The 15,183-nt window shown below is 61.7% G+C and carries 17 protein-coding genes; 4 read left to right on the top strand and 13 right to left on the bottom strand.

Annotated features, from left to right (window positions below; translation table 11 throughout):
- The first annotated feature begins 341 nt into the window (after positions 1–341).
- On the top strand, positions 342–932 hold the full coding sequence (locus tag EKH49_RS11185; RefSeq protein ID WP_121867705.1) for a dihydrofolate reductase family protein: 591 nt from the start codon (positions 342–344) through the stop codon (positions 930–932).
- Between the two features lie 7 nt (positions 933–939).
- The gene (locus tag EKH49_RS11180) at positions 940–1,998 is read left to right on the top strand and encodes a PQQ-dependent sugar dehydrogenase (protein WP_128470892.1); all 1,059 of its coding nucleotides are present in this window, start codon (positions 940–942) and stop codon (positions 1,996–1,998) included.
- A gap of 93 nt (positions 1,999–2,091) precedes the next feature.
- Here EKH49_RS11180 and EKH49_RS11175 read toward each other — a convergent pair whose 3' ends face one another.
- Together EKH49_RS11175 and EKH49_RS11170 are read right to left on the bottom strand one after the other, a co-directional pair.
- On the bottom strand, positions 2,092–3,609 hold the full coding sequence (locus tag EKH49_RS11175; RefSeq protein WP_201739598.1) for an acetyl-CoA hydrolase/transferase family protein: 1,518 nt from the start codon (positions 3,607–3,609) through the stop codon (positions 2,092–2,094).
- 205 nt (positions 3,610–3,814) lie between these two features.
- Positions 3,815–4,120 (bottom strand): helix-turn-helix domain-containing protein, encoded by a 306-nt coding sequence (locus tag EKH49_RS11170; protein WP_052253946.1) that lies wholly within the window; start codon positions 4,118–4,120, stop codon positions 3,815–3,817.
- Between the two features lie 307 nt (positions 4,121–4,427).
- On the opposite strand from EKH49_RS11170, the gene EKH49_RS11165 reads away from it, so the two are divergent.
- Entirely contained in the window at positions 4,428–4,793 is a 366-nt protein-coding gene (locus tag EKH49_RS11165) for an SPW repeat domain-containing protein (protein WP_128470891.1), read from the top strand.
- A gap of 180 nt (positions 4,794–4,973) precedes the next feature.
- Here EKH49_RS11165 and rplI read toward each other — a convergent pair whose 3' ends face one another.
- The 8 genes from rplI to EKH49_RS11125 all read right to left on the bottom strand — a co-directional run bounded on the left by rplI (position 4,974) and on the right by EKH49_RS11125 (position 11,609).
- The gene (gene rplI, locus EKH49_RS11160) at positions 4,974–5,432 is read right to left on the bottom strand and encodes a 50S ribosomal protein L9 (protein ID WP_038992777.1); all 459 of its coding nucleotides are present in this window, start codon (positions 5,430–5,432) and stop codon (positions 4,974–4,976) included.
- A gap of 17 nt (positions 5,433–5,449) precedes the next feature.
- A complete protein-coding gene (rpsR, locus tag EKH49_RS11155) occupies positions 5,450–5,689 on the bottom strand; it encodes a 30S ribosomal protein S18 (protein ID WP_013350683.1) in 240 nt (79 codons plus the stop codon).
- Between the two features lie 62 nt (positions 5,690–5,751).
- Positions 5,752–6,321 carry a single-stranded DNA-binding protein gene (locus EKH49_RS11150; RefSeq protein ID WP_013350684.1) on the bottom strand — a complete coding sequence of 190 codons (570 nt, stop codon included), beginning with the start codon at positions 6,319–6,321 and terminating at the stop codon, positions 5,752–5,754.
- A gap of 55 nt (positions 6,322–6,376) precedes the next feature.
- Complete coding sequence (rpsF, locus tag EKH49_RS11145; RefSeq protein WP_038992775.1) at positions 6,377–6,673, bottom strand: 30S ribosomal protein S6; 297 nt, start codon at positions 6,671–6,673, stop codon at positions 6,377–6,379.
- A 170-nt stretch (positions 6,674–6,843) separates the two neighbouring features.
- Positions 6,844–8,940 carry an acyltransferase family protein gene (locus EKH49_RS11140; RefSeq protein WP_236641132.1) on the bottom strand — a complete coding sequence of 699 codons (2,097 nt, stop codon included), beginning with the start codon at positions 8,938–8,940 and terminating at the stop codon, positions 6,844–6,846.
- A 109-nt stretch (positions 8,941–9,049) separates the two neighbouring features.
- Positions 9,050–9,541 carry a helix-turn-helix domain-containing protein gene (locus tag EKH49_RS11135; RefSeq protein ID WP_128470890.1) on the bottom strand — a complete coding sequence of 164 codons (492 nt, stop codon included), beginning with the start codon at positions 9,539–9,541 and terminating at the stop codon, positions 9,050–9,052.
- A 140-nt stretch (positions 9,542–9,681) separates the two neighbouring features.
- Positions 9,682–10,233: an LURP-one-related/scramblase family protein gene (locus EKH49_RS11130; protein WP_038992773.1), complete on the bottom strand. Its 552-nt coding sequence runs from the start codon at positions 10,231–10,233 to the stop codon at positions 9,682–9,684.
- A 95-nt stretch (positions 10,234–10,328) separates the two neighbouring features.
- Entirely contained in the window at positions 10,329–11,609 is a 1,281-nt protein-coding gene (locus EKH49_RS11125; RefSeq protein ID WP_128470889.1) for a M18 family aminopeptidase, read from the bottom strand.
- A gap of 241 nt (positions 11,610–11,850) precedes the next feature.
- On the opposite strand from EKH49_RS11125, the gene EKH49_RS11120 reads away from it, so the two are divergent.
- Positions 11,851–12,237 (top strand): LapA family protein, encoded by a 387-nt coding sequence (locus tag EKH49_RS11120; RefSeq protein ID WP_128470888.1) that lies wholly within the window; start codon positions 11,851–11,853, stop codon positions 12,235–12,237.
- Between the two features lie 70 nt (positions 12,238–12,307).
- Here the strand turns inward: EKH49_RS11120 and EKH49_RS11115 are convergent, their stop codons facing one another.
- The 3 genes from EKH49_RS11115 to EKH49_RS11105 are packed head-to-tail and all read right to left on the bottom strand — an operon-like array spanning position 12,308 to position 15,181.
- On the bottom strand, positions 12,308–13,051 hold the full coding sequence (locus EKH49_RS11115) for a response regulator (protein ID WP_128470887.1): 744 nt from the start codon (positions 13,049–13,051) through the stop codon (positions 12,308–12,310).
- Positions 13,009–14,304, bottom strand: coding sequence for a sensor histidine kinase (locus EKH49_RS11110; RefSeq protein WP_128470886.1), 1,296 nt, complete (start codon positions 14,302–14,304; stop codon positions 13,009–13,011). The genes EKH49_RS11115 and EKH49_RS11110 overlap by 43 nt, the downstream gene beginning before the upstream one ends.
- 34 nt (positions 14,305–14,338) lie before the next feature.
- A complete protein-coding gene (locus tag EKH49_RS11105) occupies positions 14,339–15,181 on the bottom strand; it encodes an ABC transporter permease (protein WP_128470885.1) in 843 nt (280 codons plus the stop codon).
- Positions 15,182–15,183: the final 2 nt, after the last annotated feature.

Here is a 15,183-nt window from a genome sequence, read left to right as displayed (position 1 = left end):
ATGTCCGCTATGGACTTGGGTAATGATGGGATTGGCGCTTGCTTCTGCCCTGGCCCTCATTGACTGGGCAGACACGGGGACGGCAAAACCACTCTGGATGTTCCTCCTGCCCACTGCCTTTGGCTTATTGGGAGGCATCGTGGCTGCGTTGAAGAAGAGCTTTGGATGGGCGCTCATCTCGCTGGCTTTCGGCCTGCTGGTTGTGCAACTGCTATCCGTCGTGGTCACCGTGGTCCAGGGTCCATAACGGTTCCCTGAGAATCCCTCGTCACTGCTTTTCCCTCTGCGAGCACCTGCGTACGGTAGGTGGCATCTAACGCCCGAGCTCCAGGAGGTTCGCCATGAGCGCGACCTATACCTTCGATGTGTTCAGCAGCCTTGATGGCTTCGGCAGTGCCGGAAGCGATTGGGGCGGCTATTGGGGAAAGCAAGGGCCGGAACTGCTGGCCCATCGGCTCGAACTGTATACGCCAGCATGCCGAGTAGTCTTCGGAGCCAACACCTTCCGCCTCTTCAGCCGCTTCTGGGAAGAAATCGAAATGAATCCCGAGGTGGAAGACGCGTGGGGCGTAGCCTTGCACGACAAGCCCGCCACAGTCATCTCCACCACCTTGGAAGAGCCTCTGAACTGGCCCAACCCCACACTGGAGCGCGCTGATGCACTGGAAGTCGTCGCGCGGCTGAAGGAAACCTCGGATGTGCCGCTGCGCTCCCACGGTTCTCTCGCCATGAACCATTCCCTGCTCGCGGCAGGCCTGGTCGATTTCATCCAGGTGACCATCTTCCCCGTGCTGACCGGGCACAGCGGCTCAGCTCCTGTACTTGGCGGGGTGGACGACTATGACCTGGAACTTGTCGATTCCAAGCTGCTGGACGGCCGGATCCAGGAGTTGACCTATCGTCCGACGCGCCATCAACCAGCACACAGCTAGCAGCACCATGCCTCGCATCCTCTTTCCTTGGACGCTGGTTGGCATGCTCCTGCTCAATGGGTGCGCTGCACCGACCGCCAGCGACCAGCCTGCCAGCACGCCCGCTCCCCTGGCCACCGGTCTGGAAGCCCCCTGGTCAATGGTCTACGCCCAAGACAGCTTGCTGGTCAGCGAACGGGATTCGGGACGCATCGTGGAAATCCTGGATTCCGGGCAGCATCAGGAAGTCGCTCGGGTCGATGGCGTGGCAGCCCAGGGCGAAGGCGGGTTGCTCGGCTTGGCCTTCCTCGCCCCCGATCAGCTGTACGCCTACTCCACCACGGAATCAGGCAACCGCATCCAGCAGTTCACCGTGCAGGGCACCACGGGAAGCCTTTCGCTCTCGGCACCGCGCACGCTGCTCTCCGCCTTGCCGTCGGCGAGCATCCACAATGGCGGGCGGCTCGCAGTCGGGCCCGATGGCATGCTCTATGCCTCCGTCGGGGACGCGGCGGACCCCCAGCAGGCCCAGGACCTCCAGCAATTGGGCGGCAAGATACTGCGCATGGCACCGGATGGCAGCATCCCGGACGATAATCCATTCTCAGGAACCTATGTCTACAGCTACGGGCACCGCAATGTGCAGGGCATGGCGTGGAGCTCGGACGGGACCATGTATGCCAGCGAGTTCGGGCAGAACACCTGGGACGAGTTGAACATCATCGAGGCCGGAGGCAATTACGGCTGGCCGCTGGTCGAGGGATCCGGCGGCACAACGGATCAGTACACTGATCCGATCGCGCAGTGGGCGCCGTCCGAGGCGAGCCCTAGCGGCATCGCGATTGTCGACGATACCTTGTACCTGGCAAACCTGCGCGGAGCGCTCCTGCGCAGCGTCAGCCTGGATTCACCCGATAGCCAATCAGAATTGCTGGAGGGAGAGCATGGGAGGCTGCGCGATGCCTTGCTGTCCGAGAATGGGGACCTGCTGGTCTTGACCAGCAATACCGACGGCCGCGGCAACCCGACCCCGCAGGATGACCAGATCCTGGGCATCAAGCTCGTTCCGCAGTCACCCACTGGATAATCTCCGCCAAGGCGTCCCTGCGGCCGGATCCCATGGAAATGACGGAGGGCCGGAACCATGGTGCCGGCCCTCCGCCATCTGATCCAGTCCAGCCTAGTTGGCCGGGCGCATGTCTCCGGTCTGCCGGAAGCGCTCATGCCAGGACAGCGCCTCGCCCAGCAGGTGCGGGGTGTGCTTGCCGTAGCTCTCCTTGCAGGCGCGGTCGAAGTAGTCCTGCAGCATCGGGCGGTACTCCGGGTGGGCGCAATTGTCGATGACAGTCTGCGCACGCTGCTTGGGAGAATGCCCGCGCAGGTCGGCCAGGCCCTGCTCCGTAATCAGGATCATGGTGTCGTGCTCAGTGTGATCCACGTGGGAGGCCATCGGAACGATGCCGGAGATCTTGCCGCCCTTGGCGGTGGATGGGGACATGAACACCGACAGGTAGCCGTTGCGGGCGAAGTCGCCCGAACCGCCGATGCCGTTCATCACGTGCGAGCCGAGCACGTTGGTGGAGTTCACGTTGCCGTAGATGTCGGCTTCGATCATGCCGTTCAGCGCAATGCAGCCCAGGCGGCGGATAATCTCCGGGTGGTTGGAGATCTCCTGGGCGCGCAGCAGGATGCGCTTGCGGTAGTGGTCGACGTTGCGGTTGAATTCCTCGATGCCCTCCGAGGACAGCGAGAAGCTGGTGGCGGAGGCGAACTCGATGGTGCCGTCCTTGATCAGCTCCAGCATGCCGTCCTGGATGACCTCGGTGTAGGCGGTCAGGCCCTTGTAGCCGCCGCGGGACAGGCCGGCCAGCACGGCGTTGGCGATATTGCCCACGCCCGACTGCAGAGGCAGCAGCTTCTCGGACAGGCGTCCGGCGCGGATCTCGGAATCAAGGAAGGTCAGCAGGTGATCCGCGATCTTCTCGCTGGTCTCGTCCACTGGCGCGAAGGGGCTCAGGCGGTCAGGTGCGTCGGTTTCCACGACGGCGACGATCTTGTTCACGTCGACGTCCATGTACTGCTGTCCGATGCGGTCGCGCACGGTTCTCAGGTCGATCGGCTTGCGGTGCGGTGGGAGCGCGGTGCCGTAGTAGACGTCGTGCATGCCTTCCATGGCCGCTGACTGCTGGCTGTTGACCTCGATAATGACCTTGTCGGCCATTTCCAGCCAGGTCTTGTTGTTGCCTACCGAGCTGGAAGGGATCAACGCTCCCTCGGCAGTGACGCCGACAACCTCGACGATGGCCAGATCGATCTTGCCGTAGAAGCCGAACCAGGCGTGCTGTGCCACATGGGACAGGTGGATGTCCATGTATTCCATGTTGCCGTCGTTGATCCGGCGGCGCAGCTCGGGGTCGGACATGTACGGCAGGCGCAGGTTCATGCCCTCGGCCTTGGCCAGCACGCCATCCAGTTCAGGGGCGGTGGAAGCGCCGGTCAGCACGTTGATCTTGAAGTCCTTGCCGGCAGCGTGCTGGCGCTCCATCTGCGCGGCCAATGCCCCGGGCACTGCCTTCGGGTATCCAGCACCGGTAAAGCCGCTCATGGCTACGGTCATGCCCGGCTTGATGAACTCGGCAGCCTGCTCGGCGCTCATCAAGCGATCAGCAAATGCCCGGTGGTGAATACGTTCGTGCAAAATAACCCCTTTAGAACTTCCTTGTGATGCAGGTCTATAACCTGCATCTCACCGGAATACTTTAGCGGGTTCGGCGCAGTGACTCAGACCTCACCGGGCGCTTCTGCGCGACGGGTGGCATATTTATCGACGAGCAGGGCTCAATTTGCGCTGACCGGTCTGCCGGGAAAAGCCGCGCGGCAATTGTTGCGGGCTGCTGGGATCGCTAGCCGATTTCGGCGTGCATGTCCTTGAGGATCGCCCGCACTTGCAGGCGGGCGCCCATGGCCTCTGCGTAGCGGCGCAGGGTCGCCAACTGGACCCGATCCAGGTCGCCGGTCTCCATGCGGGCAATGCGATCGACACTCAGCTTCAGCGCGCCGGCCAACTCAACCTGGCTCAGCTCTGCTTCTTCGCGCAGTGCACGCAACGACAGGCGCCGGGACTCGACCTGGACACGGCGCTGATGCTCAGCCACAGCTTCGCGTTGGGCCTCGGTCAAGACTTCAGGATCGGCATACGCAAAACCCATTTGTTCCACCGTTTCTCTCGATCATGCTGGCTTAGAACGCATTCATCTTCGAGGCTACGAGCCCGGAGATTCAATGCCAACGTTTAAGACGCGCCTTTCACAAGGCGATCTGGTGAATTATGTGCCAACCCGCGGTGGACCGGATACAGGCTGGCATTGCCCAGTGGCCAGAGGGAAATGCGGCGATGATGGCCAAGCCTTTACCAAAATGCTCCCGAAATCGGATTGTGCGTCGGCAACCTCGAACCTACATTTAAATCGACTCCCGCCAAGGAGCCCTCTGCAATGGATGTTGGAGGTATTAGCAATGAAGAAATGGACTCGGTGGCAAGACTGGGTCGGCGTCGCGGCAGGTATTGTTGCCGCAGTTTCAACCACCTGGCTAGACGGAACCAGCACCTCGATGAAGCTGATGCTGGTCTTCGGCTTGCTCATGGTGGTCACCGGTGTTTGGAGCGTCATGATGCCGCGCCTGGTTTCCATGGAATGGGCACTGGCCATCGCCAGCGCACTGCTGTTCGCCTCGCCGTGGATGGGATCGTTCACCGATTTCGCCGGCGCCGCATGGATGTCGTGGATCTGCGGTGGTGTCGGCATCGTCTCCGGCCTGCTCGCGATTTCCCCTGCCATTGATATGCACCATGCAGCTGGCGGATCCCGGATGGCGCACTGAGAAACTGGAATCCCGATCGATGGCCGCGATGCCGAAGCATCGCGGCCATCTGGCGTTAATCCCGGCACTCGGCGGATGCGACTCGACCTTGGCTGGACCCGGAGGGTTAACGCCAAGAGGTGGCGTGCACTCCTTGCGGAGCGCACGCCACCTCTTGATCAGAAGCGGAGTCTGGAAGACTTACTTCTTGGCAGCAGCTACAACCTGCAGGCGCAGGTTTGCAACAACGTCCTCGTGTACGCGAACGGTTGCGGTGTAGTTGCCAGTCGACTTGATGTGGTCGTTGACCTCGATGTTGCGCTTGTCGATCTTGCCCAGACCGGCAGCCTCGACGGCAGCAGCAATGTCGGTGGTCTTGACGGTGCCGAACAGGCGACCGTTCGAGCCAGCCTTGATGGTGATCTTCACCGGCTGGGACTTCAGCTTGGCTGCAAGTTCCTGAGCTTCCTCAAGGTTTGCAACAGCGCGAGCAGCACGTGCAGCCTTGATCGACTCCACCTGCTTCTCACCGCCCTGGGTCCAGACGATTGCGAAGCCGCGTGGCAGCAGGTAGTTACGGGCGTAGCCGTTCTTTACCTCGACAATATCGCCAGCAGCACCGAGACCGGATACTTCGTGAGTCAGAATGATCTTTGCCATTTTGCTATCCCTCTTCCTTAGCCGCGGCCAGCGCCGGAGTAAGGCAACAGGGCAACTTCACGTGCGTTCTTGATTGCCTGTGCGATCTTGCGCTGTTCCTGGACGGAAACGCCAGTTACACGACGAGCGCGGATCTTACCGCGGTCGGAGATGAACTTGCGCAGCAGTGCGGTGTCCTTGTAGTCGATGACGGTGATGTCAGCGGCCTTCAATGGGTTGGACTTTGGTTTGGGCTTACGGATTTCAGCCTTAGCCATCGTGGAGCTCCTTTAGCTTTGGAGCCCGCAGAGTGATCTGCGGGATGGTGAATAAATATTGTTTAGAAAGGTGGTTCGTCTGCGCCCGGGTTGCCCCAGCCGCCACCGTTGTTTCCGCCGGTGCTCCATGGGTCAGCGGCTGGAGCATTCCATCCGCCACCCTGCTGCGGCTGCTGCTGACGCGGAGCCTGCGCTGGTGCACTTTGCTGCGGTGCGTTGGAGAAGCCTCCACCACCGTTGCCGAAGCCGCCGTTGCCACCGCCGGAGCGCTGGGTACGGGTGACCTTGGCCGACGCGAAACGGAGCGATGGGCCGATTTCATCGACTTCAAGCTCCATGACGGTGCGACGTTCGCCTTCCTTGGTGTCGTAAGAACGTGAACGCAGGCGACCCTGGGCGATGACGCGCATGCCCTTGGTCAGCGTCTCGGCAACGTTCTCTGCAGCTTCGCGCCACACCGATGCGCGCAAGAACAGGGCTTCCCCGTCCTTCCACTCATTGGACTGGCGGTCAAACGTGCGAGGAGTCGAAGCGATCGTGAAGTTCGCTACGGCTGAACCGGACGGCGTGAAACGCAGCTCCGGATCGGCAGTCAGGTTTCCGATAACGGTAATAACAGTCTCGCCTGCCATTGACTCTCCTTAGAAAGATTGAACGTTAATTCCTACGACGGAAGGTTGCGCGTAATTAAACGCGTGCCTCTTCCGGACGGGTGACCTTGTGGCGCAGGATCAGCTCGTTGATCTTCAGCTGGCGCTCAAGCTCAGCGGAAGCGGCTGGTTCTGCGGTGTAGTTCACCACTACGTAAGTGGCTTCTGCCTTCTTCTTGATCTCGTAAGCCATCTTGCGACGACCCCAGACATCAACCTTTTCGATGGTGCCACCGTTGGAGCGAACAACCTCGAGGTACTTCTCGATGGTTGGCTCTACGGTGCGGTCATCGACCTCTGGATCAATGAGGACCATAAGTTCATAAGCACGCATGTGAACCCACCTCCTTTGGGCTAAACGGTCGCGGTATTTCCGCAACAGGAGGTTCTTGCGTTATCTGCGCACCAGACACCCAACTTTCGGGCATGCAGTGGCACAGACCTTCCAATCCTACCCGAGAGACCCGAACTTGCATAAGGCTTGGTGTCCTAGATCATGCCCGGCTACTTGGAATCCAGGGCAGCCTCGATCCTTTCACCGAAGATCGGGGCCAAGGTGCGCATGTAGGTATCGCTGATGTGGTGCTTGTCCCGGTAGACCAAGACATTCCCCACCACTGCCGGGCACGTTCCGTCCACACAGAAGTAGTCGCTGAAGTCGAGCACCTCGACACGCGGTTCCAGTTCGGCGGCCTGCTTGGTGGCATCGCCCTTTTCGTAGGCTCCCGCTTCAGGGAAGGAGCACTTGCCTGGATCCTGCACGTTTTCCTCTACGCAGTCCCGCGCATAGGAATCCTGCGGTGGACGCGGGGTATCGACAAGGGCATAGACCGGCAGGCCCGCATCTTCCAACGCGGACCACGTCGAGGCCAAGCCCTGTGCCGCGTCGGTAGTAAATGTGGCACCTCCCCAGTTCGCGGTGATCACCGCGTTGATGTCATCGCGCGAGGTCAACGCATCCATGGTCTGGTCGATGGCTTCTTCGCAGTTGATGCTGCCATCCCGGTCCGCCTTGCGCTGGGCGTCGGAGAACGGGCAGGAATTCTTCAGGTAGGTCACGACCTTCCAGCCCTTGCTCTGGGCGTAGCCACTGACTGCCTCGAACCAGTGGGCGGCGTGGGAATCCCCGACCAGCGCCACGGTGTAGCTGGCATCCTCGCTGCCGAATTCGCACTCCTTGATTTGCGTGGACTTCGGCTCCTGGACGCAATCCCCCAGCTCGGGCTGGTCTTCGGCGGCCGTCGCGGGCAGCGGGACTACCTGCCGGTGGCCGGCAAGGAACGCCGGTGCCCCCTGGTCGACGGAGGCCGCGCCGAAACCGGTTGGCGGGTCTTGCATCATCGATCCCAGCTCGCGCTGCTCCTTTGCCACAAGTTGCTGCTGCATGGCACCTGGCAAGAGCGCGATGGACGCCGCCAACCCGACCATCACAGCCCCGGCAAGCAGGGAGCGGGCCGGCGAACTTGCAATCGGGCGGAAGTGGCGCGCAGGCGTCTCGACCCACTTCAAGCTGGCCCAGGCCAGCAGCAGGGAACCTGCCAGCAACGCCAGCGACTGCACCGGACCGGGCTCGCTGCCCGCCAGTTCGATGTAGAACACGATTAGCGGCCAGTGCCACAGGTACAGCGAATACGAAGCGAGGCCTACCCACTGGACGGGAGCCCAGTTCACCAAGGGATGCAAGGATCCAGGGCCTCGCGTGCTGCCCGCGGCGATCACCACGGCGCAGCCAAGAACCGGGATGGAGGCCGCGATGCCCGGGAAGACCGTCAGTGCGTCGTAGCTGAAAGCAGCGAAGCAGATCGCTGCCAAGGCCGCGAGCACGGCAAGGTTCCTGGCCTGCCAGCTGGTGACCCAGGCTGGGAGCTTCAAGGCGCCGTTGGCGTGCGCCTGCACTGCCAAGGCCAGCAGTCCACCGACGGCAAGTTCCCAAATGCGCGTGGTGGTGATGAAGTATCCGGCGCTATTGCCTGAGTAGCCGGCAAAGGCCGAGTACCCCAAAGACAAAAGTGTGGCGGCCCCGAACAAGATCCAGAGCATGCGGCGCCGCGGAGCGAAAGCATCCGCGCCGCTAGCGTCCGGCCCCGGCTTGGCCATCAGGCAGGCGGACAAAACCAGCAGCGGCCAGAATAGGTAGAACTGCTCCTCGACACCCAAGGACCAGAAATGCTGCAACGGCCCGGGAGCCTGGTCCGCGGCCAGGTAATCAACGGAGTCGGCGGCGAGCACCCAGTTCTGCACCGAGAAGGCTGAGGCGATGGCTTGGGTGCCCAACTCGCCCCACAGGGTCTTGGGCAGGATCAGGAAACTTGCCGCGACCACTGCCAGGATCACCAGCATGGCCGCCGGGAGGATTCTCCGCGCTCGACCGGCAAAGAAGTTCGGGAGGCTGACCCGGCCGGTGCGTTCGGCCTCGCGCAGCAGGTGCGAGGTAATCAAGAAGCCCGAGATGACGAAGAAAATGTCGACGCCGATATAGCCGCCCGGAACCACGGATGGCTCAAGGTGATAGGCCACGACCAGCAGAACTGCCAAGGCGCGTAGCGCTTGGATCTCCGGACGGAAATTCTTGACCTGCGGGGAAATCGAACTCATAGTCATTGATCAGACCAGCAGGGGGTAAACGGCAGGTTATCAACGGGCAACAGGCACTCTAACGACCCGTGGGAACCTCATGAGCGGCCCGAGGTTCCCGCTTCAGAGCCCGCCCCTAGCTCAGTAGTTTCCGATTCGCCCTGGATAGCGGGTACTTGGCATCAAGCTTGGGATCGAGGCTCAACCGGAAGACGGCTTCAAGCAGGAGCTTCCCGACGCCCCAGTACACCGGGATCAGCAACCAGATGTACCAGCCGAAGTTGCCGGTGGTTGCCAAGATGACCGTGCCGAAAGTGACCAGGATGCCCACGCCGCGGAACACGAGCAGGATCCCCTTGGTGACCGAATCCCGGCGTTCTTGATCCGCTTGGGTTCGCGCTTCGAGCCCGTCCACGGCCTCAGAGAACTTTGGGGTTTGGACGCTCGTGAAGAGGTCTCCAACCGGCACATCCAGTGCCTTGGCAACCTGGGAGATGGTTTCCAGGCTCGCGTCGTTTCCGGCTTCGAGCCGTTGGACTGTTCTGACAGTAACGCCGCTCTCTGCGGCTAGACGTTCTTGCGTCCAGCCCTTGACCCGGCGAAGCTGTGCGATGCGTGATTCATTCATGGCACTAACGCTAGCCAATGGCTTGACGAAAGCACCACGACATCAACATGAAAGTTACCCGACTGCAACACGACAGCACCTTAAAACCAAGGTTGGCCTGATGAAAAGAAATATTCCTGGAAGCGACTATTTCGGTCCAGTCAGGAATTGCGCTGTTGCTTCTCACGGATCAAATCCAGCGCCAGGACCGAACCGATCACTGCTTGGCGTTGCTGCCTTGTGAGGTTTTCGGCCAGGCGCACGGCGTAGGTTGACTTCCCCATCAACGCGTTGCCCATTCCGGACCATTCCCTGGTCACGGTTCCCAGCACTCCCCCGGGACCGGTGATCTGGAAGTCGAAGTCCCAGATGCTGCCCAACAGCTCGAGCTCTTCTCCCAGCATCGAGATGGAAACCTTCGTCTTGAAGAAGGTAATCCTCTTGACCAAGCTGGCCAGCGGGGAACCATTGCCGTCAAGGATTTCGAACCGATCGCGGCCCATGGTCATCGTGTCCTTGACGACGATCACCGGATTATCCGGGCCATCGAAGACAGTAAGTTCGCGAGCCCCAACGAACATGCGCCCCAGCGTGCTTCCACCGGTATCCACGTGGGCAATTTGCGTCCCGGAGGAATCCAGAATCGCGAAGTCGTTCTTCGAGAAGTTCTTCGTCTGCTGGAAGATCAACGTGTTCTGGCTGAAGATCGTCATGGTGCTGATTATGCCACCGATCAGGCGCGGCGGACGAGGTTCGAGCCGGGACACGGAAAGCCGGCCCGAAGGCCGGCTTTCCGCAATGCCTTGCCCTAGGCTCCGAAGAACTCGCTAGAGACCTTGGACAGGTACCATGGGTCGTCGACGCCGCACATCTCGCGGGCCGAGTGCATGGACAGCAGCGCCACACCCACGTCAAGGGTGCGGATGCCCAGCCGGGTTGCGGTCAGCGGGCCGATGGTCGAACCGCATGGTACGCGGTTGTTGGATACGAACTCCTGGTAGGGAACTCCAGCGGCCTCGCACCAGTTGGCGAATGCGGCAGCACCCACCGCATCGGTGGCATAGCGCTGGTTGGCGTTGATCTTCAGCAGCGGACCGGCATTCAGCTGCGGGCGGTTGGCCGGATCGTGCCGCTCCGGGTAGTTCGGGTGAACCGCGTGGCCGGCATCCGCAGACAGGCATACCGAATTCGACAGCGCACGGGCGGTGTCTTCAACCCCTGCGCCCATGGATGCCTGGATGCGGTTGATCAGTTCTTCCAGGAAGGGGCCGCAGGCGCCCGAGCGCGAGGAGGAACCCAGTTCCTCGTGGTCGAAGGCGGCAAGCATGGCAATGCGGTTGCCTGCTGGTTTGCGCGAATGTCCAATCAATGCGATCAGGCCTGCATGCACCGAGGAGAGGTTATCCAGGCGGGAGCCGGCGAAGAAGTTCTTGCCTTCGCCGAAGACCTCGCCGCGCTGCGCTGGTGCGGTCAGGATGTCGTAGCCGGCGACCTGTGCCGGGTCGACACCTGCAGACTTCGCCAGGATCGCCAGGATGTCGGCATCCGCAAGGTCACCGGCGCCGAAGATCGGATTGGTGTGGGTCTGCTTGTCCAATGCCAGGCCCTCATTGACCTGGCGGTCCAGGTGGATGGCCAGCTGCGGAATGCGCAGGATCGGTTCAGTCTGGGCCAGGTACTCGGATCCATCCTTGAGCACCAGTCGGCCGGCAAGCACCAGTTCGCGGTCCAGCCAGGAGTTCAGCAGCGGTCCGCCGTAGACTTCAACTCCTGCCTGCCACCAGCCGTTGGAGCCAGTGGTCGGCTTCGGCTTGAGCTTGAAGCCCGGCGAGTCGGTGTGAGCACCGAGGATATGGAAACCGCTCGTTGCGGTGGCAGCTTCTGGCTGCACCCACGCGATGATCGCACCGTCGCGGACCACGTAGTAGGAGCCCGGGCCAAGGTTCCACGCCTGCTTCTCGTCCAGCGCCGTGAATCCAACAGCGTCCAGGCGCTTCGCTGCCGAGGCGGCGGCGTGGTAGCTCGATGGCGAGGTTGCGACGTATTCGGCCAGATCTGCAATGTGGGCCATTGCTGCGGCTTGTGCCATGGCTGGTTGCTCACTTCTTTCTGTCAAGAGATGTTTGTCAGACGGTTCTTCAGGTTTTGGTTCCCGCCTGAAAAGTCGAGTTGCCTCCCAGCTTAGTAGCCTGAACCACATTTGCTGGTGTCCGACTGTACCTCCGGCCTCGCTGGCAACCTGCCGGACACCCCGATCCAGTCCTTGACTTGGCGGCTAGCTGTCGACGAAGCTGAAAGCAGTCCCGCCAGACAAGGAAAGCGAGTTCATCATGGCTACGGCTGATCGAACACCAGAGCAGAAGAATATTCCAGCAGCAGCACGCGAGGACGACGTGGAGCCCACCGCACCGGCGACTTCCACGGTCCAGCCGGCAAAGCCTGCCGGCGCAGATAAGCTCCCGGTGACCAAGTTGGGCCGCATCTGGACCGCCACGATCTTCGGGTTGATCGTGCTGATCCTGCTGATCATCTTCATTGCCCAGAACCAGGAGCAGGTGACGCTCAGCTACTTCGCGTACCAGGGACAGGTCAACCTCGGTCTGGCATTATTCTTCGCCGCAATTGGCGGCGCCCTCGTGGTGGCAATCGCCGGCGTGGCCCGCGTGATCCAGCTGCGCGCCACCGCGAAGAAGCGGAGCAAGGACAAAAAGCGCTAGTAAACTTCACGGCCGCCGGGCGAACCCGAATGGGTTTCGCCCGGCGGCCGTTTTGCTGCCCAGACGCCGCCTAGTAATCCAGGCCCTGGGATGGAATGACCAGCCCGGTCTCATAGGCGTACACGACGGCTTGGACGCGGTCGCGAAGGTGCAATTTGGTCAGGATGCGCCGCACGTGGGTTTTCACCGTCGCTTCGGACAGGAAGAACCGGTGGGCGATCTCGGCGTTGGACAGCCCCTCGGCGAGCGCACGCAGCACTTCCTGCTCACGCGGGGTGAGGTCATCAAGCAGCGGGTCGTGCGGAGTCTCGGCCGGCCGGCTGCGGTTCCCGGCGCCACCGTTGCGCACATAGGTTTCCAGCAGGCGGGCGGTCACCCGCGGTGCCACGACTGCGTCGCCGGATGCTACCAGGCGCACCGCTTGGACCAGCTCTTCCGGGGCGACATCCTTGAGCAGGAATGCGCTGGCTCCTGCCTGCAGGCCCGAGAAGGCGTATTCGTCCAGGTCAAAGGTCGTCAGGATGATGATCTTCGTTTCCGGGTAGTCCTTGGCGATGCGTTCGGTGGCTTCCAGGCCATCCATCTTGGGCATGCGCACGTCCATAAGGACCACATCGGGTTTCAGCGCCGCAGTCTGGGCCAGGGCATCGAGACCGTCGACAGCTTCCCCGGCGATGACGATATCCTCCTCGCCTTCGAGGATGAGGCGGAATCCCATGCGCAGCAGGGGTTGGTCATCGACCAGCAGGATCTTGATTTTCTCTTCCACGCTTATTCCTTCACTGCCTTCCGGCTCTTGTTCTGCAAGCTGCATTCGGGCAGCTGCAGGACCGCTTTGACGATCCATCCGCCGCTGGCTACTGGTCCGGCATCTACCGTTCCGCCAAAGAGCGCCGCGCGTTCGCGCATGCCACGCAGACCTCGCCCGCTGCCGACGCTCGGAACTCTCGTTGCATCGCCGTTGTCCATGATTTCCATGCGCAGTTCCCCGCGGCGCTGTTCCAGGCGCACCTGAACATCACTTACGTTACGGGCATAACGCAAGGAATTGGTCAAGGACTCCTGGATGATGCGGAAGACCGTCAGCTGGAAGGTGGTGTCTTCCGGCAGCGGATCACCCGTATGCGCATAGGTGACCGGCAGGCCTGCGGTACGGAATCCTTCGAGCAATTGCTCCACGTTGCCGCCAGTAGGCTGCGGAGCGAGCTCCCCGGATTCTTCTTGGCGCAGCACGCCGAGCATGCGGCGCATATCTGCCAGGGCGGCGCGGCCGGTTCCGGAAAGCTCGTTGAGCACTTCATCGGCGCGGGCTTGATCCCGTTTGGCCACCACCCGCGCCCCCTCGGACAGGGCAATCATCACCGACAGCGAATGGGCAACCACGTCATGCATTTCGCGGGCAATGCGGTTGCGCTCTTGCACCTGGGCCAGTACGGAAACCTGCGAAGCCCAGTGATTCAGCTCAGCTTCGTGGATGCGCGCGTTGCGCACGTTCATGCCCACTGCTGCGGCGGCGATGTAGAAGCCGATGATGAAGCTGCCCGAGACCGCGATGATGACGCGGGTGAAGATCGTTTCATCGATTCCATCCTGAGGGTCGAATTCCATGCCGGTCATGTCCGGGAAGCCCATCAGCACCATCAGGACGGTTTGGAAGCTTCCGGCCAGGATGGACAGCGGGATGGTCCGCTTCGCCGAATAGCTGGTGGCGACGGTATACAGGGCGATGATCATGCCTACCCCGCCCAGACCGCCCTGCGGTCCAGCAATCACCAGGGCCAGGCACTCGAAGATGAACACCAGGATGATCACCGTCATCGGCGCCCTGCGCCGGTAGAGCAGGGCGGCGCTGACGGCGAGGGTGACGACCAACAGACCGGTCGCATTGGATTCGGGCATTGCCGCCACCACCAAAACGCCTGGCAACGTGAGCAGCAGGTAGATGACTACCGCACCGATGACCACCAAGCGCGGGTGGGTACGCAAATAGCGGCGTATCCGGCCCATCCGCTTGGCGGCCAGTTCATCGAAGGTAACCACAGTTTCCTGCAGCGTCGGTTGGCTCATGCTTCCAGTCTAGTTTTCTCGGTGACGCTCTGGACTATTTGATGTCCCGCTTGGCCAGCAGGACCGCACCCAGCGCCAGCGGAAGCACAATCCAGCCTGCGACGCCCAGCAGCTGCTGCCAGCTTTCCAAGTCGGTGACGACGCTCGAAGGCGTCGCCAACGCCATGCCCAGCTGGTCGGGGGTGAACTTCGCGATGTGCTGTGCCCAGTCGGTGATGCTGGTCAGGATGGAAAGGATGATCGGCAAGACGAAGAACAGGGCAGCGAGGCTGGTGATGCCTCCAGCCGAATTGCGCAGCATCATCCCGAGCGCCAAACCAATCAGCGCCGCCATGGCCACCGCAAGCGCCCCGTACCAGAGAACCCGCTGGAAGGCGTCGCTGCCGAAATCCAGGTCCATCTGGTAGTTGTCGGCAATCGGCTTGCTGATGGCGAAGGCCAGAAGCGAGCTGACGATCTGGACGGCAGCTGTCACGACGGTGATCAGGATGGTCTTGGCAGCCAGCACGCGCAGGCGCTGCGGGCTGGCGAGGAAGGTGCTCACCGCTGAACCGGTGGTGAATTCCCCGCTGAAAAGCAGGACACCGAGCACGCCGAGGATCAGTTGGCTGAAGACCAGGCCCGAACCGATGAGCTCGGAGGCGAATCCCGGAGCCGCTAGGTCCTCCATGCCCGGCATCTGCTCCAAGCCGCCCATGCTGGCCCGCAGCGATCCGATGCCCCAGGTGCCGATGGCCGCGATGGCCGCATAGAGCACGATGGCCAGCAGAATCAGGATGCGGGTGGAATTCAGGGAGAAGAAACGGATGGATTCGCTGCGCAGCACGCCGAAGAGGGAGACCTTGCCGCGAGGTGCGGTTGCTAATTTCTCAGACATGT

The organism is Glutamicibacter sp. HZAU (assembly GCF_004100365.1).
GTDB lineage: Bacteria > Actinomycetota > Actinomycetes > Actinomycetales > Micrococcaceae > Glutamicibacter > Glutamicibacter nicotianae.
The sequence above is the reverse complement of the archived record's forward strand: the minus strand, read 5'-3'. Positions and strand labels throughout refer to the sequence as shown.